Here is a 23782-nt window from a genome sequence, read left to right on the forward strand (position 1 = left end):
CTCAATGCAACTTGAGCAGGAAGCAAGGCCGGGGGGGATGACATTTTCTCTGTCCCATTTCACCCTTTCAACCATGACATTTTCTCTGTCCCTTGACAGCCCCGCCTCCGCTCAGTCGTCGCGGCGCGGGGCGAACATCCCCTGAAACGCGTTGTGGGTCTCCCGCGGCAGGACACGGTAGCCCTTCCTCTCCCTGGTCATCCAGACGCAGTAGTCCTTGCAGAAGGATGCCGCCATGTCCAGCACCGACTTGGAGCGGTGCTCCCGGATCTGCCCGTAGGGATTTTTCAGCACACGGTCCTCGTCGCTGTCCCACCGGAAGGTCCCCAGGGCGTAGCTCAGGGACTGCTCCGCGGAGCCCGAGGGAAAGGCCGGGAGGAGCAGCGAGTGGTCCTGCCAGTCGTAGGTGCCCAGCCCCTGGCCGGGGATGAAAACGACGCGCGGAACGCCGTACATGCGCACGCGGGGGACGGAGAGCATGTCCAGGTCGTAGTCGCAGAGCGTTTCCAGCAGTGCGGCGGCCTCCGCGTGGGGGACGGGAGCGGCGTCGGAGGGGCAGAGCAGCGACGCCGTGCAGCGCGCCGTCTTGGCGGGCACGGCGACGTACTCCCGTTTCTTCGTCAGCATGTTCTTGAGCTCACGGCGCTTCATCAGATCGGAGAACTCGGCGCATCCGTCGGCGATGCGCTGCGCGCGGCGGGCCGCCTTCCCGGCGTCGGCCCGGACATGCAGGATCTTCCGCGCCAGCCTCTTGGTGGACTCGTGCAGCTCCATGAAGCGCTCGGCCTCCGGCAGCCCAAGGGGCTGGGCCTCGTCCTTCCGGGCGCTGGAGATCCGGAGCCCCATCACGCGCTCCGCCTCGACGTACCGGAAGCGCTCCTGCGCCATCGTCTCCCGAAGGGCGTTTTCGGCCTCGCGATACTCCTTGACCCTCATGCCCACCCGAATGGCGGAGAACAGGTTCCGATCCAGGTCGGACGCCAGCTTTTCCGGTTCCGTTGCGCCTCCCCGCCTTCCCCCGAGGATGCGCAGCAGCTCCGCGTCGCGCCGGGCCTGCAATTCCTCGAGCTGTGCCTCCATGGCCCCGACGCGCTCCTCCGCGGAGGGGCCGCCAACCGGGTCGGGGCAGGGATTGCCCGTGATCCCCGCCCAGCACTCCGCGATGTAGTCGGAGAAGGCGAGGCACGAAAACACGCCGGCACCGGACCGGGAGCCCAGAGCCCGCATCGCGTCGAAGTCCTTGTGGACGGGAGTCACCCTCGTCCCCAGAAAGCCGAAGTCGATGAAGAGCCGCTCGTTCCCGTCGAAGGTCAGCCGCTCGGGGAGCGCCGCCGTCTGGGCGTCCAGAAGGGCGAAGAGAAGGTCCCAATAGCCGTCCGAAAGCCTTGCATGCAGCTTCCGGGCCTCGGACCGGTCCTCCGCCCTGCCGGACTCCGCGAGGCGGGCGTGGCGCTCCGCCAGCTCCTCCATCCCGGCCGTCATGCGTTCAATCTCGGGTACATCCCTCCACCGGGGAAAAACGATTCGTTCGTCCATGAACATCCTCCCAAAGAAAATCCGGGGGCCGGCCCCGGCAACGGAGGTCGCGCCATCGGCCGATGGCGCGACCTCGTCCCCGCACCGCAGCCTCCACGGGCAAAACGCCGCAGGCCCCGGACGGCCCCTATTCCCGACCGAGGGAGAGCAGCCTCTCCCTCAGCAATTCCATGCCGCGGCAGGCGCCCTCCCGGATCACGGTGAAGCCCGTTCCGCCCGGCAGCGACACCTCGTTGGGGTCGATCAGGAACGCGGGCGTTGCGGGCCGCAGATCGTGGACCAGTCCGGCGGCGGGGTAGACGTTAAGGGACGTGCCCACCACGGCGAAGATGTCCGCGCCGCCCACCCACCGCGCCGCCTCCGCAATCTTCGGAACGGCCTCTCCGAACCAGACGATATGCGGCCGCAGCGGCGCACCGTCCGCGTCCGTCTCCCCGAACTCCAACCGGCCGTAGCCGATGTCGCGGACCCGCGATTCGTCCCGGACGCTGCGCACCTTCGTCAGCTCCCCGTGCAGGTGCAGCACCCGGGTGCTGCCCGCACGCTCGTGCAGGTCGTCCACGTTCTGGGTGACGATCGCCACGTCGAAATCCTCCTCGAGCTCCGCCAGGATCCGGTGCCCTGCGTTCGGCTCCACATGGGCCAGCTGCTCCCTGCGCTTGTTGTAGAACTCGATCACCAGCTCGGGGTTCCGGTACCACCCCTCGATGCTGGCGACGTCCATGACGTTGTACTCCTCCCACAGCCCTCCGGCGTCGCGGAAGGTCTTGAGCCCGCTCTCGGCGCTCATGCCCGCGCCGGTCAGGACGACCAGGCGCCTTCTCGATCCCCGTCCGCCCCCGTCCATCTCCATCCCCTCCTCCTGGAAATTTCCCGCGCAAGGTCCGCGGGGAAAGGAAACACGAACGATACGCTATAATGAAAAATTATCGCACATTTACCGCGGCCGGGCGATGAGGAATGTTTCGGCCCGCCCTTCTCGAGGGACTGAAACCATCATTCGGAGGGATAGTCTTGGGAAAACATTACGGTCAGTTGCAGCGACAGGGACGACTGCTGAAGTCCCGCATCACTGAGGGAATGGTCTTTCTGCGGCGCTTCGTCGGCGCTCCCCGCCAGGTGGGAAGCATCATCCCCAGCTCGCCCTACCTGACCCGGGCGGTCCTCGACAAGATAGACTGGGACCAGGTGCGCAACGTCGCCGAGCTCGGGGCGGGAACCGGGGTCTTCACCCGAAGCATCGTCCGCAGGGCACGGCCCGACGCCAAGCTCCTGGTCTTCGAGATCGACCCCGACCTCCAGCGCATGATCGGGGGCGGGCACCCCGGGCTGAAGCTCTACGGGGACGCCCAGAAGCTGCCCGAGATCATGAAGGACCTGGGCATCGACAAGCTGGACGCCATCATCTCGAGCCTGCCCTTCACCGTCCTTCCCCCCGCGATGACCGCGCGCATCCTGGACGCCGTGCAGGACACCCTGGCCCCCGGGAGCACGTTCGTGGCCTATCAGTACTCCAAGATCATGAAGGCGCACTTCGAGTCGCGCTTTGCCGAGATCCGCACGTCCTTCGTCCCCATCAACGTGCCCCCCGCGTTCGTCTACGAGTGCCGCGGCGACCGGCGGGGGGGCTGAGCGCACGAGCCCAGGCGAAACGGGGGCTCCGGAATACGGGTCAGGATGCTCAGCCGCGGCTACAGCGGAGGCCGAGCCGGTCCGGAGTCCTGCTCATCAAGGGTGGGAACGGCGACCGGAACGCTGCGGGCGACAAGCCTCTGTTCCTCTCCGCACGTCTGACCAACGTCGCCATCGCCTGGCCCAGCAGCGGCCGGCGTCGCGATGCTCCTGATCGGATTGGGAGGGACGGTGAACCAGCTCTACGCGGAGCTCCGCATCCCCACGGTGAACCAGCTCTACGCGGAGCTCCGCATCCCCGTGGTCTCCGTCGGCGAGAAGGGCAAAAGGATCCAGAAGAAACTGCTGGGAGACTCCGAGCTCCTGGTGGAGGCGACGCCGGAGGCGCTAGCGGACTGTGCGCTACGGGTGCTCGCCGACCCGGAGCTGTTCCGTAAGATGAGCGTTGCGGGACGGAAGCACGAGCAAGACCTTGAACGAACGCAAGGAAATCGCACGCCTAAACTTGACAGCGTGCGTTTTTTCTTTTATTCTTATTGCAGAAATTTTTTCCAGCAAAAATTTGCAAGAGAGAATTTTACATGTACCCAAATTCAAAACTTTTGAAAATTGCAGAACTTTACTATATTGAGCGCCTTTCGCAGTCTCAAATTGCAGCGAAGCTGGGGATTTCCAGTGCTACGGTTTCCCGCATGTTGAACGAGGCATTGGCACGCGGCATGATTCGGGTCGAGATCAGGGATCCCAAAAAACGCAGTGATAAACTGGAACGAGCGCTTCAAGAACGATGGAAATTGGATCGTGTCGTCGTCGCTAACGGCAGCGTTCAGATGGAGGATCGCTACAAGATCTTGGGAAAAAAGACAGCGGAACTTCTTTCAGAATTTTGTCGTGGCAAGAAGACACTGGGACTGGGGTGTGGCAGGACAATCCTGGAGACGGCTCTGTCGCTTGATCCAGATTTGAGTTTTCCCGAACTCCGGGTCATTCCTCTCATGGGGGGATGGGGTGTCGAGGAGATCGAGAGAGAGGCCAATCGTTTGGTTGCCCTTATTGGCCAGCGCTGGGGATGCAAGTTTCAATACCTGCTGCTGCCGGCTATCCTGAGTTCTCCCGAGATCCTTACGCTTCTTTGGGCGGAGCCCCAGATACGCTTGACGACAAACCACTGGCAACATCTGGACGTGGCCCTGTTTTCGATCGGCCCGGAGCTCTGCGCCTCCAACGCCGCGTATCTGCCCCTGAGCCCGGAGGACATCCGAAAGGCTCATGATCTTGGTACTGTAGGCGATATCTTAGGACGCCTGGTCGACGAACATTCCTGCGAATTGGACCTCCCCTTCAACCATTGTCTCGCATCCATCTCCATGGATTTGCTGAGGCAAGTCCCCATCCGCATCGGAGTCGGAGGGGGAGCCGACAAGCTGAAAAATATTCGAGCTAGCCTTGAAAGTGGCCTGCTCTCCGTTTTGGTCACAGACTTGGAGACAGCGGAGTATCTGACAGAATTGCCACTGCGTGCATAGAGGTTTTTCCAGAAATCCTCCCCCATATTCAACACCACGACAACCGCAACAATACGTACCTGTCTCAGAAAGGCCATTTACCATCATAGACAACTCTACGAGGAGGAATGCGAGGATGCACGGCAACACGCCCGATTCTTTGATGGAACAAATTTTTGGAGTGAAAAAACCCGTCATGGGGATGGTTCATTTTCCTCCGCTTCCCGGCTCTCCGCTCTACGACACAGCAGGAGGGATCCAAAAGATAAGGGACACAGCCCTCAGGGATGCAGAGGCCCTCGCAGAGGCCGGATTTGACGGTTTTTCGTTCAGCAACGAGGGAGATAGGCCTTATCTTTCAAGTGTCGATAAAACAACAGTAGCTGTTATGTCCGCGGTCATATCGGAGGTCTCCAGTCAATTCAAAAAACCGTTCGGCCTTTCCGTCCTGGCCGATCCCGAGGCCGCCATCGCGATAGGAACGGCGACGGGGGCGGATTATGTCAGGATATTCCTGTCGTGGGTCTTCGTTGGGGATTGGGGCATTGTCGATCCCTGTGCCGGGGCGTTGCAGCGATTTCGACGAAATTTCGGAGGGATGGGCATGAAGGTATTTGCCAACATCTCCGGGCACACCGAGCCCTTGGGGAACCGCAGCATCAGGGATATCGCCGCCGGCGCCGTGAAATTCGGCCTTGCGGATGCCGTGTGCCTGGCCGGCACAACGGCGGGAAGCCCCATCTCCGAAGATGATTTGACTGAGGCCAGGAAGGGAGCTCATGGTGCTCCCGTCATCGCGGGGACCGGGGTCAGCCTGGACAACGTAGACAGGATGATGCTCCTCAGCGACGGCGTCATCATGGGAACCAGCATCAAAATCGATGGAGACACGTTCAATCCCATCGACTCAGGCAAGGCGCGGCAGTTCATGACTAGGGCCAGGGAATTCCGGAAAACCCTGAGTTGAGTCCGATGTTCGCCCTCGAGACATTCCATCTCGAAAAGCGTTTCCCCGGGGTCGTCGCGCTCAACGACTTCAGTCTCGCTGTTCAAAAGGGCGAAGTCCACGCATTGGTTGGCGAGAACGGTGCGGGAAAATCGACGCTGATCAAGATACTCAGCGGCGTTTACAAACCTACCGCGGGAAACTTCCGTATCGGCGGCAAGCCTATGAGCTTTTCCTCTCCCCGAGACGCCGTCCCCTTTGTGGGCGTTGTCCATCAAGATCGGGAGCTTGTACCCCATTTCAGTGGCTACGAAAACCTGTTTCTGGGTATGGAACGGACGGCAATGGGCTTTTTGCAAAAGAAACGTATGAAACGCGAGGCGTTTGATTTTATGATGCAGTACGGGCTGGATTTCGATCCGGAACTGCCCGCGGAAAAGTTGTCCGGAGGACAACAACAAATGCTGGCGATCCTTCGGATTTTGTTCCGAAATCCCGAAATCGTCATCTTCGACGAGCCCACGGCTCCTCTGAGCGTCAAAGAGTGCGACTCGCTTTTCTCCCTGATTCGAGACCTCCGCATAAAAGGAGTCACCATCCTTTATATCTCCCATCACCTTTCGGAGGTCCTTCGTCTTTCGGACCGTGTCACCGTGATGCACAACGGCACCAAGGTCGCAACTAAGGAAATTTCCGAATCGGACGAGGCGTCGCTAATACGCCTGATGCTTTCGCACGATGTCGTCAACCAGTACCCCAAAGCCGCAATTCATCCCGGGGCAGAGGTCTTTCGGATGAATATGAAAAAGGAGTCTTCCTCTCGAGCCAGGACAGGAAAGGACGGATTTTATATCCGATCCGGCGAGATCGTCGGCTTTGCGGGCCTGGTGGGAGCCGGCCGCACTGAGCTGGCCAAAGCCGTCTTTTCAGGCTTTGGCAACGACGGAACACTGGAGCTTGACGGAAAGTCCTTTCGTTCCAGAAACGCCCGTGAATCCATCGACAAAGGAATTGTCATGATCCCGGAAAATCGCAGGGAGGAGGGGCTAATCGTCGATATGAATGTGGGCGACAACCTCACCCTGCCACAGCTCAAGTTATGGACAACGTTGGGGTTCGTGCATTTCCCGGCCGCGAAACGTGCCTCCCGCCAGATCGTGGACCAATATTCTATCAAGGCCCACGGGTTGGCCCAGGCGGTAAAAACGCTTTCTGGCGGAAACCAGCAGAAGGTCTCCATAGGAAAGTGGTCCTACACGAAAGCCAGGCTTTGGATCTTCGACGAACCCACTCAAGGGATTGATGTGGATGCAAAGACGGAGATCTATGCCATTATGGGAAGGCTTGCGGCGCAGGGAGCGGGAATCTGGTTCATCAGTTCGGAGATCCGCGAACTTCTTGCCATCGCCGATCGGATCTACGTCATGAAGGACAAGAGAATTGTGGCTGAACATCTGCCTCCCTACGATAACGAGGCCATTCTTTCGGACATGCTTCGGGATCCGGGTGGTTTCGATCCTGAAGCGGGAAGGAAAAGCTAATGACAACAGAGAGAATGAAATTCAGGATATTCTTCTCACAGTATGGGACCATCATGGCCCTAGCTACGTTGGCGGCTACCTTCGTCGTACTCATCCCCGGCTTTTCCGAACCACGGAACCTGCTGAATATTCTCTATCAGATTGCCTTGCTCGCGATCATCAGCGAGGGGTTCACCATGTGTCTGATTGTCGGGGAGCTCGACCTCGCGTTCCCGAACGTGGCCAGTCTGTCCGGTGCCTTGGCGGCCGGTTTGATCTTTGGCGGAATGGATCCCTGGGCCGCCGTGATGACAGCGCTTGCGACCGGGGTGTGCTTTGGAGTCGTTGCAGGGATTCTAGTGACTAAGATCGGAATCCCCTCACTCATCACGACGCTGGCATCCGGCATCATTGCGGGAGGTATGGTGTATCTATACACCAAGGGCGTCTCCTTTTACGGGCAGATGCCGGAGAGCTTCCTGGCTCTGGGACGCGGGCGGATCGGTCCCATTCCCTCCTTGATCGCCATCATGCTGATCGTCGTAGCCTTGTTCCAGTTGCTGATATCGACGACGCGGATAGGGCGGTATATGCAGGCCACCGGCGCCAATCCAGTAGCATCACGGCTGGCTGGGATAAACACGGATGGGTATAAGATTCTGGCTTTCGCTTTTTCCGGCCTGGCTGCAGCCTTCACGGGCGTTCTGCTCACCGCGAAATTGGGCTCCGCCAACCCCGAAGGGGCATCGGGTTACATGATGGACGCCTTTGCCTCGGCGTTGCTGGGCATGACCGTTCTAAGTATGGGACGAGCTAACCCGTTCGGGACATTCGTCGGAGCTCTGATGATCGGAGTCGTTAACAACGGCATGACCCTCGCCGGGTCTCCTTATTATTTGCAGGACATCACCAAGGGCATCATCATCATCATCTCCGTCGCGTTGACCTCGTTGCAGAACAAGAGGCTGAGCGGGGCATAAGAAGGGTCCATTGTGATTCGTCTTTTTTTAGAAAAGGGAGGCCGAGAAAAATGCGGAAGATATTATGTTTGCTCGCTGTTGTGTTGGGGATGTGCTGTCTTATGGACGGCTTGGCCCGGGCCGAAGAGGTCAGAGTCGGTTTTGTCGCGACGAACTTCGCAGCCGAGGCGCAGGCCCGAATCGCAGGAAGGTTCGAGACCACAGCCAAGGAAAAAGGCTGGAACGTGCAGATGCTCAATTCCGCCGGCTCCATCGACACCCAGGCAGCTCAGCTGGACAACCTTCTTCAGATGAAAGTCGACGCGGTGGTCTTGGCTATGGCTCACCCACAGGAGATCCGCCCCTCACTCGAAAAACTTTTCGCCGCAGGTATCCCCGTCATCACCATTGATTCCGGGTATGTCAAGGGTGTCGTAGCGGACATCACCTCCGATAATTTCGGTATCGGGGCCAGAATGTCGACCTATCTCGTCGATACCTTGGGCGGTAAGGGCAATATCATCGTCATAAAATTCGAGAAACACCAGGGAAGTCGTCGGAGGGGGAAAGTTCTCGACATCGTATTGAGCGAGTACCCCGGGATCAAAGTCCTGGCAGAGTACAGCGTTGTCGCCACCAAGCGTTTTATGGACGATACCCGCTCGGCCATGGAGACCTACGTGACGCGCTTCGGGGATAAGATCGATGGGGTTTGGTGCGCTTTCGATCAACTGGGATACGTTGCGGGTGACGTCCTGAGCGAGAAGCTCAAGGGGAAAAAGGTCGTCATCGTCGGAGCGGACGGCAATCAAGAAACGATGCGACGCATCGCCAACGGCGCAATGAGCGCCAGTGTGGCACAGCCCTTCGAGGAGATGGCCGCGATGGCTGTCGACATAGTGGAGAAGCTGACCGCCGGAAAAAGCGTCGCTGAGGTCACGGGTGGGAAAAAGATTTTTTACGCAGAGACCCCGCTCTACGACGCGCTCAATCTGCCTAGGCAATAGTCAGGTACACAGATGGGAGGCGAGGGAGATACCGTTTTATCTGGGCGTGGATATGGGGAGCTCCTCCATTAAGGCTTGCCTTGTGGACGATTCAGGCAGAATAGTCCTGAAGGCGTGGAGGGCGGCTCGAGTGACGAGCCCACAGGATGGGTACTTCGAGGTCGATCCCATCGGGACATGGTGGAACAGCTTCCTCTCGATATGCCAAGAGGTCCTGGAACACGTTGAGGCATCTCAGATACGGGCTCTTTGTATCAGCTCCGTATGCGGCTCTTTCGTTCCCGTGGATGCACGTTTCGAACCCCTCCACAACGCCATCCTGTACGGGATCGATCGGCGTTCTGCCCGGATCGTACAGGAACTCAACGCTTATTATGGAGAGGATTTCCTGACGCAAAGGCTTGGTGGGGCGCTCACGACACATTCCATCTTGCCGAAGATCCTTTGGCTGCAAAGGGAGAGGCCTCGGGTCTATAAGCAAACGGCCCACTTTCTCTCGAGCTTCAATTTTATCTCCGCCCGTCTAACCGGCATTCCTTCCTGGGATTGGCCAACAGCATTCGGAGCGTTGATGCTGGACGCTACAACACTAGATTACCCTCAGTGGTTTTTCGAGGACCAGGGCCTTGAGATAGCGCAATTCCCGAGTCTTGGAGGAGGTCTGGAGGTTCTGGGGCCCGTAACCCCTAACATGGCCGCAACAACAGGGCTCTCTCCCAAGACTCTTGTCATGCGGGGAGCCTGCGACATCAACGCCGAGGCGATGGCCGTGGACGCTGTGCGCGCAGACACGGCCGTCGCCGTCTTCGGCTCCACAGTGTCCCTTTTGCTGAACACAGCGAGACCGGTACGGGCAAAAGGATTCATCCCTGGATTGTCGCTTCTGCCCGATGTATGGAGAATCGGCGCTGCGACCTCCTCTGGGGGCAGGACACTCGAATGGGGAGATGGTTTGTTTGGAAAGGCGTACATCGCTCCCCATCAAAGTCCCACCGGGATCCTTTTCGTTCCCTACTTGGATGGGGCAAGAAGTCCGTTCCACGATCCCGACGCGACTGGGGCTTTCCTTGGACTCAAATCGCTCCACACTCCGGCAGACCTTTCGGCCGCGATACGAGAATCTTTGGGCTATGAGTTGGCCCTGCTGATCTCGACGATGGAAAAAGTTTACCCCTTTCCCAATACCCTTGAAGTGTCCGGTGGGCTCGCCAACATCGGTGACTTGATGCAGATGATGGCAGACATTACAGGGCGAACGCTGCGTCCGTACACCGACAGAGATGCTTCCTACGGGGATGCCCGCATGGCCATGACCGCGGATTTTCCTTACGAAAAACTGCCTTGCGTCAGGGGAAACTCCGAGCCCCATTGCGTCGTTCCAGGAAAACGGCGCGAGTGCTACACGCCGTTCTTGGAGAAATTTGCTCGCAATGCGAGGAGTTGCCTGTCCCCCCTATAGGAGAAGAACACAAGGCGGGATCCAGGTCTTGGAGCGATCAGGGACGCCCCGTCATATTATTAGGGCGAATCATTTCCGGCGCCCCCGCTCGAAGATATAGCCCGTAACGGTCAGCCAGAACATCTCGGCGTCCGGCTCCGAGTGGCCCGGACGGGCCCAGGAGATGCGCGCCGGGGTGCACGACCCGTCCGTGTGGAAGTACACGATCTCCGGATCGAGACGCCAGCCCTCGCCCGTCGGAGGGTAGGTCAGCTTGACGGGAGACCAGACCAGCCTCTCCCGCCCGGGGACCGCGGGGTCCTCCGCTTTTGTCAACGCCTCGGCCACGATCCGGCCGCGCCGGGAATTCCTGCCGGACTCGACGGGTTCCAGCCTCAGGCGGATGGACACCCCCGAGAGGGCGAGGCTCGAAGCCTCCTCCGCGGTACGGCGCAACAGCACGGCGGGGGGCTCGCTGTAGCGAAAGATGCGCGGCACGACCATCGCGGCCAGCAGCCCGACGATCCCCAGCACGATCATGATCTCGATCAGCGTGAAGCCCGACCGCCTTTTTTTATCGGGGCATCCGCCGCGCGTCTCCGCCACCCCCACTAGTCGTCGTTGGTGATGTCGGCGTTGGCGCCCTCCCCGCCCTCCTCGCCGTCGGGGCCGGTGCTGACGATCTGGATCCGCCCGTTCTTGTTGCGGTAGATGTAGGGGTTGTTCCACGGATCGTCGGGGACCTTCTTCAGATAGCCGCCCTCCTGATAACGCTTGGGGACGGGCGAGGTGGTCGGCGCCTTCACCAATGCGTCGAGCCCCTGCTGGGTGCTCGGGTAGAAGCCGTTGTGCAGGCGGTACATCTCCAGCGCCTCCTCCAGCCCCTTGATCTGCGTCCGCGCCGTCGTGCGCTTGGCCTCGTCCACCTGGGACCCGATCCGGGGGACCACCAGCGCGGCCAGCAGGCCCAGGATCACCACCACCACCATGATCTCGATCAGAGTGAAACCCGACCGGCGCGCCATACGAACCTGTCTCATCATCAAACCTCCCGCTCTCCTCTTCTTCAAAATTCAATAGGGGCGCCGGGGTCGGGGGGCGTCCCCGGGAGCCGTTCCAGTCTTATCACTTTACGATCCCCGCCAGGTCGAACACCGGCGTCAATATCGCCAGCACGATGAACCCCACAGAGAAGCCCAGGATCAGCACCATCGCCGGCTCCATCAGGGTGGAGATCCGTTCCATCCGGGCCTGGGCCAGCTCCCGGCACTGCTCCGAGACGTTGGAGAGCGCCTCGGCGAGCTCGCCCCCCATCTCGCCCACCCGGATGACCACGACGATCTCCTCCGGGAAACCCTGCTTCTCCAGAGCGCGGTCGAACCGGTGCCCCGCCTTCACCATCTCCGCCACGTCCAGCCACCGCTGGCCCCGCGGGTCCATCGAGGACGCCATCCGGAGCGCCTGGACCAGAGGGATGCCCGAGCGCAGCAGGGAGGCCAGGTGCGACGTGACCAGGGCCAGGGTCAGGCGCTCGCGCACCCCCCGCATGAAGGGCAGGGAGACCTTCCTCCCGCTCCGCTTCATCCAGAACCAGGACGCCAACAGGGCCAGGATCAGCCACAGGCCGTAAGAGGAGAGAAAGGAGGACAGCGCGATCAGGATCCGGGTCGGCAGGGGCAGCGTCTGGTGCATGTCCTCGAACAGCGCGGCGATCTTGGGGACGACGTAGGTGAGCATGAAGCCGACGACCCCGGTCCCCACCACCGCCATGACCAGCGGATAGGTCATGGCGCTCCTGATCTTGCGCCTCAGCCCGTCCTCCAGCTTGAACTGGCCGGCCGCCTGCTCGAGGACGGGGATCAGCGACCCGCTCTGCTCGCCCGACTCCACGACCCGCCACAGGCTCTCCCGAAACGCGCCGCTCTCTGAGAGCGCGGCATGGAACTTCCTGCCGCCCTCCACCGCCGTCAGAAGCGCGGAGAACGCGGCGCTCATCCGCTTGTCCCGGGCCTGGCGCGCCATGATCTTGAGCGAGTCCGCCAGGGGCAGCCCCGACCGGAGGTACGACGCCAGGCTCCGGCAGAAGAAGATGTGGGCCTCCAGGGAAAGGGGTCGCACCGCCTGGGCCCGCTTGCGCTCCTCGGCCACCGCGACGTCGACCACCACGATACCCCGCTCCGTCAGGCGCTCGACGGCCTGCATCGAGGAGGAGGCCTCGACCGTCCCCTTCGTCTGCTTTCCCTTCGCGTCGTAGCCCGAATAGCTGAAGTACGGCATCCTCGCCCCGCTAATCCTCTCCGGCCACGCGGACCAGCTCGTCGGGCGAGGTCTTGCCCTGGGCCACGGCCGACAGGCCGATCTCCCAGAGCGTCCGGAACCCGTTTGTGCGCGCGACCTCGCGCAGCTTGGAGGCCGAGGCGCCGCTCACGAACGCCTCCTGCACCGCCTCGTCCACCACGAACTGCTCGTAGAGGCCGATCCGGCCCCTATAGCCGGTTCCATGGCAGGCCGGGCACCCCGCAGGCGCCCAGGCGCGCTCCAGCCCCTGCTGGGCCATGAGCGCCGGCGGCTCCACCTCCCGGCGGCAGTGCGGACACAGGCGGCGCGCCAGACGCTGGGCCACCGTCCCGATCATGCAGCTCGCGGCCAGGTAGGGCTCGATGCCCATGTCCACCAGCCGGACGATCGCGCCGATGGAGTCGTTCGTGTGGAGGGTGGAGAGCACCAGGTGCCCGGTCAGGGACGCCTGCACGCCGATGTGGGCCGTCTCGAAGTCGCGCATCTCCCCGATCATGACGATGTCCGGGTCCTGACGCAGGATGGAGCGCAGCGCCGAGGCGAAGGTCACCCCCGCCTTCTCGTTCACCTGGATCTGGGCCACCCCGGGCAGCGCGTACTCCACGGGGTCCTCCACCGTGATGATGTTGACCTCCGGCCGGGCCAGCGCCTGGAGGATGGCGTAGAGGCTCGTCGACTTTCCCGAGCCCGTCGGGCCCGTGAAGAGGATCATCCCGTGGGGGCGCCGGATCAGTCCTTCCAGGACGGCGCGCTCGTTCTCCTCCATCCCGAGGTCCTCCAGGGTCAGCAGGCCGTGCCCCTTGTCCAGCAGGCGCATCGCCATGCGCTCGCCGTGCTGGGTGGGGACGAGCCCCACGCGGACGTCCACCGCCCGGTCGCCCAGGGTGATGCCGATGCGCCCGTCCTGGGGCGCCATGTGCTCGGCGATGTCCATCTTGGCCATGACCTTGATGCGGCTCGTCAGCGGCGCCTGGTGCGTCCGAGGAAGGCGCAGCCGGTCCTGGAGCACCCCGTCCACCCGGAATCGGATCAGGACCTCGTCCTCGTAGGGCTCCACGTGGATGTCCGTCGCGCGCTGCTTCAGCGCGTCGACGAAGAGGCCGTTCACCAGCCGGATGACCGGGACGTCCACCGAGTCGCTGAGCACGTCCTCGCGGCTGAGGTCGTCGATGTCCTCGATCCCCTCCATCTTCTTGGCCGCCTCGTCCGCCGCGACGCTGCGCAGGTCGTAGAGCGTGTGCAACAGGTCCGTGACCTCCTTTTCGGACCGCAGCTCCAGCTCCACGGGAAGGCCCAGCGCCACGCCCAGCATCTGGGCGCGCGGCCAGGCCGAGAGCTCGACCGCCCCGACGACCAGCACGCCGTCCTCGACCCGCAGCGGCACGATGCGCCCGGACCGAAGCACGTCGAGCCCCATGCCCTCCGGCAGGAGCTCCGACACCGCACGCGCCTCCGGCAGGGGCGGAAGGCCGACGGCCGCGTCCACGGCCGAGCGATCCGCGGGAGGCGTCCCCCCTCGCTCCGCCTCGGCCGTGGTCACGCGGTCCTCCCTCAGCGTCTCCGAGACCGCCATCTCATCGCCTCTTCAGGCTCTTCTGGTACAGCTCCCGGAAACGGCGGTCGACCTCCGTCTCCATGGGGCTCAGGTCGAGTTTCCGGTCCGAGCTCAGGGGCACCGTGACCAGATCCCCCGAGACCGGAACCCCCACCGCCTGACGGGTCGCCTGCCGCATCTGGACGGGATCCGAGATGATCTGGGGCGTCAGGAAGATGATGAAGTCGATCTTCTCCTTCTCCCTGGACACCTTCTGGAACAGCCCGCCGATCAGGGGGATGTAGGAGAGGCCGGGCACGCGGCGCCTCAGGGACTTCTCCGTCTCCTTGACGATGCCGCCCAGGATGATGGTCTCCCCGTCGCCGACGACGACCGAGGTCTTGACCTCGCGCTTGGCCGTGACCGGGGTCACCGATCCCGTGGCGGTCAGGACGTCCTCCGTCGTCTGCTTGATGTCGAGCGCCACCACGTTGCCGCTGCGGATGTGCGGCGTCACCGTCAGGGTCAGGCCCGTGTCCTTGTAGTCGAAGTTCTGCTGGAGCGCCCCGGGGTTCGCGATGTCGGACGTGGAGCCCTTCAACACGGGGATCACCTGGCCCACCTGGAACGAGCTCTCCCGGTTGTCCGTGCACATCAGGCGCGGGACGGAGAGGACGTTCACCGCGTCGTACTTCTTCAGCATCTCGATCGTGGAGTAGATCAGCGCCAGGGGCTTGTAGTTCGTGACGGAATAGGTGGACCCGTTGCGCTCGATCAGCTCCTGTTTCTTGGAGAGCTCGGAGAACCAGCTCATGAACTGCCCCGGCACGGAGCCCTCGCCCAGCTGCCCCGTGCCGCCCAGCATGATGTTGTCCCAGATCTGGCCGCCGACGATGGACCAGTCGATCCCGGCCCGGTCCAGGTTCGTCACGTTGACCTCCGCGATGAAACCGCGGATCAGCACCTGCTTGGCCTGCACGTCGATCTCCTCCAGCACCTTCTTCAGCGCGTCGTACTGCCGCTGGGTCGCCGCGAAGATCAGGCTGTTGGTCGTCAGGTCCGGCACCACCGTGGCGGGGTACTTGCCCTCCTGGTTCGGCTGGAGCATCGCCGAGGCCGCCAGGACCTTGCTGAGCTGCTCGGAGGCCGCCGTCGCGTCGATGTTCCGGAGCTTGTAGACGTGGAAGTCGCCGGCCTTGGAGTCCACGTCCAGCTCCTTGACGATCGCCGTCGCGCGGGAGATGGCGCCGCGGTCCCCGACCACCACCACCTTGCGGCTCATGGGGTCCGCGACCGCGGAGAGCCCCTGGAGCGGCCCGCCCGTCTGGGCGATGGCGTTGAGCTGTGCGGCCACCGTCGCCGCATCCCCGAACTTCAGGGAGTACGTCTTGCTCACCCGGGCGCTGGAGGGCGTGTCCATCTTGCGCAGCAGGTCCACGCCCTTGTTCACGTCCGTGGCCCGGCCCTGGAGCATCACGTCGCGCCCGTTGCCCACCGGCAGCACGACGACGGTCTGCGCGAAGGCCTGCTGGAGGGCCGGGATGACCGATTCCACGGTCACGTAGTCCAGCGGGACGATGTAGGTGACGGTCTCCTCGCCGTACCCGGGGCCCCCGCGGCCGCGCCCCACGTCGGTCGAGGGGCTGACCCCACCCTGACGCACGATGGAATAGGCGCCCATGTCCTGAAGCGAGAACCCGTACATCTGCAGGGTGGAGAGCATGATCTGCCGCGCCTCGCTCAGCGACGAGGGGCGGGGCGAGATGATGGTGATCTTCGCCGAGATGTTCGGGGGGACGATGATGTTCTCCTGCAGCAGCTCGGACATGAACCGAACGAACTTCACCAGCTCCATGTCCTTGAAGTTGAACTGCACCAGGCCGGCCTTGCGCATGGCCTGAGCCGCGGCGATCAGGTCCTTTTCCTCCGTGGGGGCGGACGCCTCCACCTTACCCTCCGGGGCCGCCAAAGCCGGAGCGGCACAGCTCCCCGCCAGCAGGGACAGCGCCAAAAAAGCCAACAAAAATCTCTCATGCATTTTTCTCAAAGTCGTTCCCCCTTGTCGGGACTTTCTGGGACGCACGCCCCGGCTCGCGCCTTCTTGCGTATCCAAAGCCCGGGCCCGTCAGGGGCCCCGGCGTCCATCCGGATCATTGCGGCAGGTACAGGACCATGGAGCGCCCGCCCCGGGTCACCCGCACCCGCCGGAAGGGGAGCTCCATGTCGCCCACGACGGGCACGGAGTCGAGCTCCGACTCCCAGGCCGTCCCCTCCCTCTCGCCCTTGTCGGGCGTGTCCTCCTTCGCGCGGAACTCGAGCCACACCCTCTGGGCCGCAGCCACGAGCTCCCGCTCCGCCCTGAGCTCCGCCAGGGAGCGCATGGACATCGTGATCAGGCGAAACCCCGCCGCGATCACGAGCCCCGCGATCGCCACGGCGACCAGAACCTCCATCAGCGTGAACCCGCGTCGCGCACCCAAGGGCCAACCCTCAGTGCACGACGTACCGCAGCGCGGTCGGCTTCCCCTCCCGGGTCACCTCGACGTCGAAACGCTCGCTGTTCATCAGGGAGTTGATGGAGTTCGCGATGTCCGCCATATTGTTGAACGGGATGCCGTTGACGGACTTGATGACGTCGCCCTTCTGCACCCCCAGCTGCTTCAGGATGCTGTCGTCCTGGATCCACTGGATCTCGAGCCCCACCTCCCCGTCCTTCGGCCTCAGACGGATCTTCTTGAGCTCGTCGAACGGGTTCTGGATCAGATCGTTGACCAGCCCGCTGGGGACCTGCCCCTCCTGTTCACCGGGCTTGGCCGCCACGACGTTCCCCACCGGGACGCCCGCCGCGGCGGCGTCCGGAGCCGGGACGGACGGACCGGACGAACGCCCCGGCTCGCCGTAGATCAGCTCCTTGACCACGCGCTCCTCGCCCTTGACGAAGACCGCCTCGCGGTAGGTCACCCACTTGAGGGTATAGACGTCGAAACTCGTGCCGAGGAGCACCAGCCGCACCGTGCCCTTGTCCTCCAGCCAGGCCCCGGCTCGGGGGAGCGTCCCGCGCAGCACGGCGGTCGCCAGCGAGCCCGTCGCCACCACGTCGGCGCTCCTGGCGGCCGGCTCGGACGCCACCACCATGGGGGAAACGCGAAACGGGTTGGCCTCGAGAAAGCCGTCCATCACCCCCGCCTGCCGCACCTCGCCTCCGGAGGCCGCGACCGCGGCGTCCGTGTCGGGGCGCCTCACCCCCGCGGAACGGTCCAGGCCGATGCCCAGACAGACCGCGAACAGCCAGCCCAGGGTCAGCCCCAAAAGCAGGGGCAGCGCCCAAAGCCAGAGGGAATAGAGCCGCCCTCCCTCCATCCCGGACCGGACCGGGGCCCCGCCTCCCGCGTTCCCCCGCACCCGAATCCGGTTCAGAGCGCCGCCGAAGCGGTCCTTGATCCCACGCAGCAGAGCGCTCATGGGGTCCCCCCCTCGCCGGGCGCGCGGCGCAGGAACCAGCGCCCGTCGGGCTCCTTCACCAGGGGCAGAAAGTTCACGAGCGTCTCCAGGTTCTCCTCGAAGGCCGGGGGCACGGCCAGCTCGGCCTCGGCCCGGCCGATCTTCATCCGGCCCGGGTCCACCGTCAGGTACCCCTGGACCCTGAAGTCCCCGTCCGTCCGCAGGCCCTCGAGCAGGACCTCCTTCGGAGAGGCCGTGACGACGACCCCGCCGTCCCCGAACGCCATCGGAGCGCCCATCGTGACGGTCCCGCCCGTGAAGGCGACCTCGCAGACGGGGGCCAGAACGGCCAGAGACGCCCAAAACGCGGGCCTGAACGTCAGGGACTCGCAGGTGAAGCGCGTGAACCCGCTGAGGGCGACGTCGCGGACGATAAATCCGCCCTCTGCGGGCTCGACGTTCGAATAGGCCAGTTTCATGCCCTGCCGCTCCATCCGGGACGCCGCCAGGGACATGGCGAACGCGCCGACCTCGCGCCACGGCATGAAGGTCCACAGCGCCGTCAGGAAGCCGACGAGAAGAAGCAGCGTCTTGGCCGTTCGCCTCAGCAGCCTCATCGGTCCGCCTCCCGCCGCGCGGACGGGCCGTCGCCCTGAAGCGGCCCGATGATGGCGGACACCGTGAACAGGCGCTCCTTGCCGGCCGGCAGCGCACGGACCTCCGAGGAGAGGAAGTGAACGCCGCGGGCGGCCAGCTCCCGCACCAGCTCCGTCAGCTCCTCCGCGTAGAGCCGGTTGACCTCGATCGACTGATTTTTGCCGTCGGGCGCTATCCGGTTCACCCGGCTGCCCAGCGACATGCGCTCGGAGACCTGGGTGAAGACCGTCGGGACGTCCACGGCCTCGGTCCCCGTCCCGGAGGCCGGCGCGAGGGCCCGATATTCCTCCGCCAGAGCCGTGAGCGTCCGGTAGCGCCCCTCCTGGACCGCCAGGCTCGAAACGGCCGCGCCCGCCCAGTCCGCCGTCCACGAGACGGCGACCCACACGGCCAGGGCCGTGAGGGCGAGGCCCATCAGCCGCACCGAACCGGCGACCTCGCCCCGAATGACGGAGCGCACGCTGCCGCTGCCAAGGTCGAAATTCAAGCTCCTGAACGCCATCGGCTCACCACCGTACCCTCAAGTCGAAGCGATACCCCAGCCCGGGGACGCTCTGCGTGTTGTCCAGCTGCGACAAAGCCGCTCGGCCCTCCCAGGCCTTGCGGAAGGTCAGGACGGTGCTCATGTCCGGCGCCGAGCCGGTGCAGTCCAGACCTTCCGCATTATAGCGCAGCACGTCCAGGGTCACGTCCATGCTGGGGTTCTCCGCGAAGACGCCCCCGAGCTCGGCCAGGACGTCCTCCAGGCTTCGGCCCTCGGCGTCGCTGCCCCGCAGCTCGGCGATGCGGTCGCGCGCCAGCGTCACGGGGTTGCCGATCCGGCCCGTCCGACCGGGCTCGAACGCCTCCCGATACAGGGCCTCGGAGCGGGCCCGTACCGCCTCGGCTCCGCTGCGGACCTGATGCCATCTCAGAACGTTCCCCGTCAGCACCAGGGCCCCCATCAGGAGAACCCACCCGGCCACGCGGGTCAGAAGCCGGACCGACCGTTCGAGCCCCATGGCCCCCTCCAGGGCCGTGCGGGAGAGGTTCACCGTCCCGATCCACGGATAAAGGGCCAGGCTCTCCCGGGCGATCGCCCCCACCTCCCGGAGGGCCTCCGGCTTCGTCGCGTCGAGGACGAAGGACTCCCCCCGCTCCAGTTCCTGGGACCGGCAGTAGCGGTCGTACCAGGCCAGCTCCGACTCCGGGGTCCCCTTGGCTCGGGCGCACCATCGGCAGAGCACGGGGCGCCCGTCGTTCCACAACAGGGAACAGAGGTTTTCCTCGTCCGCCCACAAGGTCACGCCCGTCCCGCCGACGCGGGAGACGAGCGGCAGGGGCGCGGGCCAGACGAGCGACGGCAGAGCGGGGAGCTCCGGCACGTCCAGCTCCGCAGCCGAGGCGTACCAGACCATCCCTGCACTGCTGCGGGGCGTCCGCTCCAGGACCGTCGGGAAGAGCTCCATGCCCCCCGCCTGAGCGCCGGACAAAAAGGGCAGGGTCTGAAGCCGCAGCGCCTCACGGACCCGCATCACGCTCCCGAACGGGAACGCGAAGGCCGAAACGGACAGCGAGCGCATCGGGACGAGGATCACGGCACGACGAACGCGCCGGGACGGCGGCACGGGGGAGACGCGCTGCAGCGCCCCAGCCGCCAGGCGATGGAAATCGATGTTGTCTAAATCGGAGGTCCCTTTCAGAATCAAGTCTATAATTCCTCCCAACGAACGATCTTCTCGTTCGATCTGTCGAAGACGATGTCGAAGGCCGTTCCCCCGGCGGATTCCTCCAGAAACTCGATGCGGACGGAAAAATAGCGGCTCTTGCAGCCCGCGACGTTGGTCAGCATCGTGGAGGTCTTCGGGGAGAGGCCCGGGATCTTCTGCAGATCGTTCAGGCTGCGCAGGATGTTCCGCCTCCGGTACTCCACCACCCGGCCCGCAAGGCCCCCGTCCAGGCCGGGCAGAAGCTCGAGGACGTGCAGGGGCGCGACGTTCAGGTTCACTCTGCCCCCGCTCCAGACCGTGCAGAAATCGGCCAGACCGGGACGGCCGGGGACCCCGTAGAGCAGCTCCGGCGACACCTCCTCCAGAAGCAGAAATTCCGAAACGTCCAGGGGCGGACGGTTGATGAAGCCTTTCCGCTCCTTGCCGCCGACCCGGGGCCTGTCGTTCCCGTCCATGAAGTCGAGCGCCACGACGGCCAGCTCCCGACGCCCCAGCCGCTGCCACAGGTCCTCCCAGGGACGCTTCATCTCGCCCCGGACGGTGTTCTTGTCCGGCAGAAAGAGGCCCCGCAACGGCAGCCGGTCGTCGAGCGGCGCCACCCGGACCGCCCAGAGCCCCAGGTCGTCCGCGGGCAGAAGAAACGGCTTGAACCACTCCTGAAGCGGGCTGTCGGCGTCGGCCTTGCCGGACAGCTCCGAGATCGCACGGGTCACGGAGGTCGCCAGCACCTGGGCCATGCTCCGGTTCGTCAGCGCGACGCGCTCCCTGAGGACGCCCCGCACCTGAAGGCGCACGAACCACGCGAAGGCGGTCGCGCAGGAGATCAACAGCACCCCCATCATGAGCACCGAGATCAGGACGAACCCCCGCCTGCGGGTCCGCCGAAGCGCCGGCGACGACCCGAACCGCCAGGGGCTCCGCCCCCGAACCCCGCCAAGGGACTCGTCCCTTGGAACCCTTCTACGGATACACGAAGACATGCTCGAGCCGCTCCTCGTCCTTCCCCTGGCCCCGGGCCAAGGTAACGACCAGCCCCACGGGGAGGTCGCCCTCGTACTCCTTATGCCGTTCCGAGCGGTCCACGACCTCCACGCCGAAGGCCGTCACCCCGGGGAGGACCAGCTGGCCGGTCTCGCCCCGCAGCTTCGCGGCGTCGATCTTCTCCAGGTCCGTCCCCGGCAGGAACCAGCGGTACAGGCCGGGCGGGGTGTCCTCGCGCAACGGGCCGCCCCGGTCGATCCTGTAGACCAGATTGCCCACGGGCAGATTCTGCTTGGCCGGCGCGGTGCTCGCCACGAACAGAACGTCGTCCTCCACCCCGCCGAGGGCCCGGTGGTCCTCGACCTTCAGTGCAAAGGGGGCCAGCCTCAGGGCTGCGGCGACATCCCTCCCGATGAACGCGAGCGCGCGCTCGAGCGCCCCGGCGTCGGCGTCGGCGGCCTGGGTCTCGACGACCCGCCGCACGGCGAACACCACCGGAGCCAGCGCCAGGGTCGTCACCAGGCCCGCCAGCAGGACGACGATGAGGATCTCCACGAGCGTGAACGCCCTCCGGGCCAAACCGGGGCTCCTCCTAGCGGGAGGCGGGCTCCCCCGCGGAGTCCGGGAGCCGGGGCTCCGAGGACGGGACCGCCTCCGAGACGACCTGCATCCCGCCCGAACTCTGGACGGGCACCATCACCAGGGCGTCCACGACGTTGCCGTTGCTGTCCTGAACCCCCGGCCGCACCTCCAGCCGGTAGGTCCCCGGCTTGAGGAAGCTCACCAGCTCCTTCAGGATCTCCACCTGCTGGAAGCGCTGCGCCCACTGCAGCAGCACGCCCATTTCCTCGGAGTGGGGCTCCCTGCGGAAATGCTGCCACAGGATGTTGAACCCCCTGCCCATGGTCTGGACGTCGTTCGTCTGCTCCCCCACCTGCAGGTAGTGGTAGCCCAGATTCTTCAGGGCGTCCTGGCGCACCATCGGGTGCCGTGCGGAACGCTCCAGCAGGCCGCGCTGCAACGAGGCCGAGCGGGTGGAGAGCGCCTGACGCAGCAGGAGGTTCCCCTGGATGCCGCTCCCCAGATAGACCGCGCCCGCCAGGGAGCCCGCCATGAAGAGCACGCCGATCAGGCGGGTGAAGCCGCTGGAAAAGGTCGCCCGCCAGCCGAGCCGTCCCGTCAGGACCTCGCGGTTCGTCACGGCGAAGGCCAGGGCCAGCCACAGGATGTTCTCGATCCGGTGGAACGGGCGCGTCCAGAGCGCGTTGAAGGAGATCAGGGCCACGAGCGAGCAGCCCCAGATAACCTCCGGCGAGAGCCGATCCCTGCGGAACACCTTGCCGAAGAAGGCGAAGAACCACAGGCCGAACATCAGCAGGAGCAGAACGCCCCCCACCACGCCCGTCTCGCAGAACCACTGGAGGAACTCGTTGTGGGCCCAGTGCGTGTACTGCCAGTTGTAGTCGTGGGTCCTGAACGCCTCCCGCTGGGCCTCCAGGTAGTGCCATTTGTACTGCCCCACCCCGACGCCCTGGGGATGCTGCCTGAACATCGTCCAGGAGGTCGTCCATATCCCGCGGCGCCCCCCGACCGATCCGGCGTCCTGAACCATGTCCACCGTCTTGGCCACCAGCTCGACGGCGCGCGCCCGGTTCAGCAGCATGGCCCCGCCGAGCACCGCGGCGAAGAGGAGGATCACCAGCCCCAGGCGCTTGGCGTAGTCCCTGCCGAAGTGGACCAGGACGACCAGGCCCAGGACGAACAGCCCCACGAACAGGGAGAGGATCCCCGACCGGCTGGTGCTGTTCCAGAGCCCCCAGATGTTCACCGCCATCAGCAGAAGGTTCAGGGCGGTCGCGGCGGGATGCCGGCGCCTCCCGTCCGGCCTCACGGCGTAGGCGATGAAGAGGTAGACCGAGCTCATGACGCAGACCGCCATCCACAGGCCGAACATGTTCTGCTGGGCGGTGTTGCCGATGTAGTTGTAGGGCGTCGGGAGGATCAGCGAGCTGAGGTCCGCCAGGCCCCCGAGGAGCGGGACCTCCCTGAGGAAGGCCAGGTCGTTGAGGTTTCTGATCTGCAGCTCGGCGAACAGCACGTTGAGCGCGCCGTTGATGTTGGCCAGCCAGAGCAGCGGCCGTATGGCCCCGTTGGGGAAGACGGCGACGGTCAGGAGGTAGAAGGCCCAGACCGCGGCGAAGCAGAGCAGCTCGTGCGCCAGGGTCGTGAAGGAGGAGATCCTGACCCACGCGACCTGGGCGACGCAATACGCCAGCAGCGCCGCCCAGAGGGCGCCGAAGAGGTCGATGCCGAAGTCGATCCGGTCGCGCCCGTACCGGAACAGCCGCCATCCCGCCACGAGGAGCGCCGCCGCGATCGGCAGGCCCGTCACCGTCCACTTCATGATGTGCAGCGTGTCGGCGAACGACACTCCGGAGTAGATCAGGTTGGGGAGCGCCAGCGCCACGAACCACAGAGGGACCAGCAGCGCCGGCGGAACGAGGGGAACGGATGCGGGGAGCACGACGCCCGCATTGTGCTTGGCCGCTCTGCCGGGGACCGGCCTGGATCGGGAATCCGCCAAACGGAACACAACCTTTCGACCGTATTCGGTCAGGA

Annotated in this window: 23 protein-coding genes; 8 read left to right on the plus strand and 15 right to left on the minus strand. The window is 64.3% G+C overall.

Annotated elements, in window-relative coordinates; translation table 11 throughout:
• Positions 1-111: 111 nt before the first annotated feature.
• Positions 112-1536: a hypothetical protein gene (locus EII26_RS10075; RefSeq protein ID WP_124889034.1), complete on the minus strand. Its 1425-nt coding sequence runs from the start codon at positions 1534-1536 to the stop codon at positions 112-114.
• A gap of 127 nt (positions 1537-1663) precedes the next feature.
• Entirely contained in the window at positions 1664-2389 is a 726-nt protein-coding gene (locus EII26_RS10080) for an NAD-dependent deacylase (RefSeq protein WP_233572702.1), read from the minus strand.
• Positions 2390-2550: 161 nt separating this feature from the next.
• On the opposite strand from EII26_RS10080, the gene EII26_RS10085 reads away from it, so the two are divergent.
• The 8 genes from EII26_RS10085 to EII26_RS10120 all read left to right on the plus strand — a co-directional run bounded on the left by EII26_RS10085 (position 2551) and on the right by EII26_RS10120 (position 10564).
• A complete protein-coding gene (locus EII26_RS10085) occupies positions 2551-3168 on the plus strand; it encodes a class I SAM-dependent methyltransferase (protein ID WP_233572703.1) in 618 nt (205 codons plus the stop codon).
• Positions 3169-3372: 204 nt separating this feature from the next.
• Positions 3373-3774 (plus strand): hypothetical protein, encoded by a 402-nt coding sequence (locus tag EII26_RS10090; protein ID WP_124889036.1) that lies wholly within the window; start codon positions 3373-3375, stop codon positions 3772-3774.
• Positions 3771-4694 carry a sugar-binding transcriptional regulator gene (locus tag EII26_RS10095; protein WP_158612265.1) on the plus strand — a complete coding sequence of 308 codons (924 nt, stop codon included), beginning with the start codon at positions 3771-3773 and terminating at the stop codon, positions 4692-4694. The genes EII26_RS10090 and EII26_RS10095 overlap by 4 nt, the downstream gene beginning before the upstream one ends.
• Positions 4695-4809: 115 nt before the next feature.
• Positions 4810-5640 (plus strand): BtpA/SgcQ family protein, encoded by an 831-nt coding sequence (locus EII26_RS10100; RefSeq protein ID WP_124889038.1) that lies wholly within the window; start codon positions 4810-4812, stop codon positions 5638-5640.
• Between the two features lie 5 nt (positions 5641-5645).
• Entirely contained in the window at positions 5646-7160 is a 1515-nt protein-coding gene (locus tag EII26_RS10105; protein ID WP_124889039.1) for a sugar ABC transporter ATP-binding protein, read from the plus strand.
• A 14-nt stretch (positions 7161-7174) separates the two neighbouring features.
• Entirely contained in the window at positions 7175-8119 is a 945-nt protein-coding gene (locus EII26_RS10110) for an ABC transporter permease (protein ID WP_158612266.1), read from the plus strand.
• A 68-nt stretch (positions 8120-8187) separates the two neighbouring features.
• Positions 8188-9105, plus strand: a complete 918-nt coding sequence (locus tag EII26_RS10115) for a sugar ABC transporter substrate-binding protein (RefSeq protein WP_158612267.1) — start codon at positions 8188-8190, stop codon at positions 9103-9105.
• Complete coding sequence (locus EII26_RS10120) at positions 9041-10564, plus strand: xylulokinase (protein ID WP_148092567.1); 1524 nt, start codon at positions 9041-9043, stop codon at positions 10562-10564. The genes EII26_RS10115 and EII26_RS10120 overlap by 65 nt, the downstream gene beginning before the upstream one ends.
• A 69-nt stretch (positions 10565-10633) precedes the next feature.
• On the opposite strand, the gene EII26_RS10125 is transcribed toward EII26_RS10120, so the two are convergent.
• The 13 genes from EII26_RS10125 to EII26_RS10185 form a co-directional block, all read right to left on the minus strand.
• Positions 10634-11149, minus strand: a complete 516-nt coding sequence (locus EII26_RS10125) for a prepilin-type N-terminal cleavage/methylation domain-containing protein (RefSeq protein WP_158612268.1) — start codon at positions 11147-11149, stop codon at positions 10634-10636.
• Positions 11150-11154: 5 nt separating this feature from the next.
• Positions 11155-11583 (minus strand): type II secretion system major pseudopilin GspG, encoded by a 429-nt coding sequence (gene gspG, locus EII26_RS10130; RefSeq protein ID WP_124889044.1) that lies wholly within the window; start codon positions 11581-11583, stop codon positions 11155-11157.
• Positions 11584-11668: 85 nt separating this feature from the next.
• Complete coding sequence (locus EII26_RS10135) at positions 11669-12820, minus strand: type II secretion system F family protein (protein WP_124889045.1); 1152 nt, start codon at positions 12818-12820, stop codon at positions 11669-11671.
• Positions 12821-12830: 10 nt separating this feature from the next.
• Positions 12831-14414: a GspE/PulE family protein gene (locus tag EII26_RS10140; RefSeq protein WP_124889046.1), complete on the minus strand. Its 1584-nt coding sequence runs from the start codon at positions 14412-14414 to the stop codon at positions 12831-12833.
• A gap of 1 nt (position 14415) precedes the next feature.
• A complete protein-coding gene (gene gspD, locus EII26_RS10145; RefSeq protein WP_233572707.1) occupies positions 14416-16413 on the minus strand; it encodes a type II secretion system secretin GspD in 1998 nt (665 codons plus the stop codon).
• Between the two features lie 112 nt (positions 16414-16525).
• The gene (locus tag EII26_RS10150; RefSeq protein ID WP_124889048.1) at positions 16526-16855 is read right to left on the minus strand and encodes a PulJ/GspJ family protein; all 330 of its coding nucleotides are present in this window, start codon (positions 16853-16855) and stop codon (positions 16526-16528) included.
• Between the two features lie 10 nt (positions 16856-16865).
• Positions 16866-17837 carry a type II secretion system protein GspC gene (gene gspC / locus EII26_RS10155; protein ID WP_124889049.1) on the minus strand — a complete coding sequence of 324 codons (972 nt, stop codon included), beginning with the start codon at positions 17835-17837 and terminating at the stop codon, positions 16866-16868.
• Positions 17834-18433, minus strand: a complete 600-nt coding sequence (locus EII26_RS10160) for a hypothetical protein (protein ID WP_124889050.1) — start codon at positions 18431-18433, stop codon at positions 17834-17836. The genes gspC and EII26_RS10160 overlap by 4 nt, the downstream gene beginning before the upstream one ends.
• Positions 18430-18975 (minus strand): hypothetical protein, encoded by a 546-nt coding sequence (locus EII26_RS10165; protein WP_124889051.1) that lies wholly within the window; start codon positions 18973-18975, stop codon positions 18430-18432. Before EII26_RS10165 ends, EII26_RS10160 begins: the two co-directional genes overlap by 4 nt.
• 4 nt (positions 18976-18979) lie before the next feature.
• Complete coding sequence (gspL, locus tag EII26_RS10170) at positions 18980-20161, minus strand: type II secretion system protein GspL (RefSeq protein ID WP_124889052.1); 1182 nt, start codon at positions 20159-20161, stop codon at positions 18980-18982.
• Between the two features lie 2 nt (positions 20162-20163).
• Positions 20164-21162, minus strand: coding sequence for a general secretion pathway protein GspK (locus tag EII26_RS10175; protein ID WP_124889053.1), 999 nt, complete (start codon positions 21160-21162; stop codon positions 20164-20166).
• Positions 21143-21742 (minus strand): prepilin-type N-terminal cleavage/methylation domain-containing protein, encoded by a 600-nt coding sequence (locus EII26_RS10180; protein WP_124889054.1) that lies wholly within the window; start codon positions 21740-21742, stop codon positions 21143-21145. Before EII26_RS10180 ends, EII26_RS10175 begins: the two co-directional genes overlap by 20 nt.
• A 13-nt stretch (positions 21743-21755) precedes the next feature.
• Positions 21756-23747, minus strand: coding sequence for an O-antigen ligase family protein (locus EII26_RS10185; RefSeq protein ID WP_124889055.1), 1992 nt, complete (start codon positions 23745-23747; stop codon positions 21756-21758).
• Between the last annotated feature and the right edge of the window lie 35 nt (positions 23748-23782).

It is taken from the genome of Fretibacterium sp. OH1220_COT-178, assembly GCF_003860125.1.
Classification (GTDB): domain Bacteria; phylum Synergistota; class Synergistia; order Synergistales; family Aminobacteriaceae; genus CAJPSE01.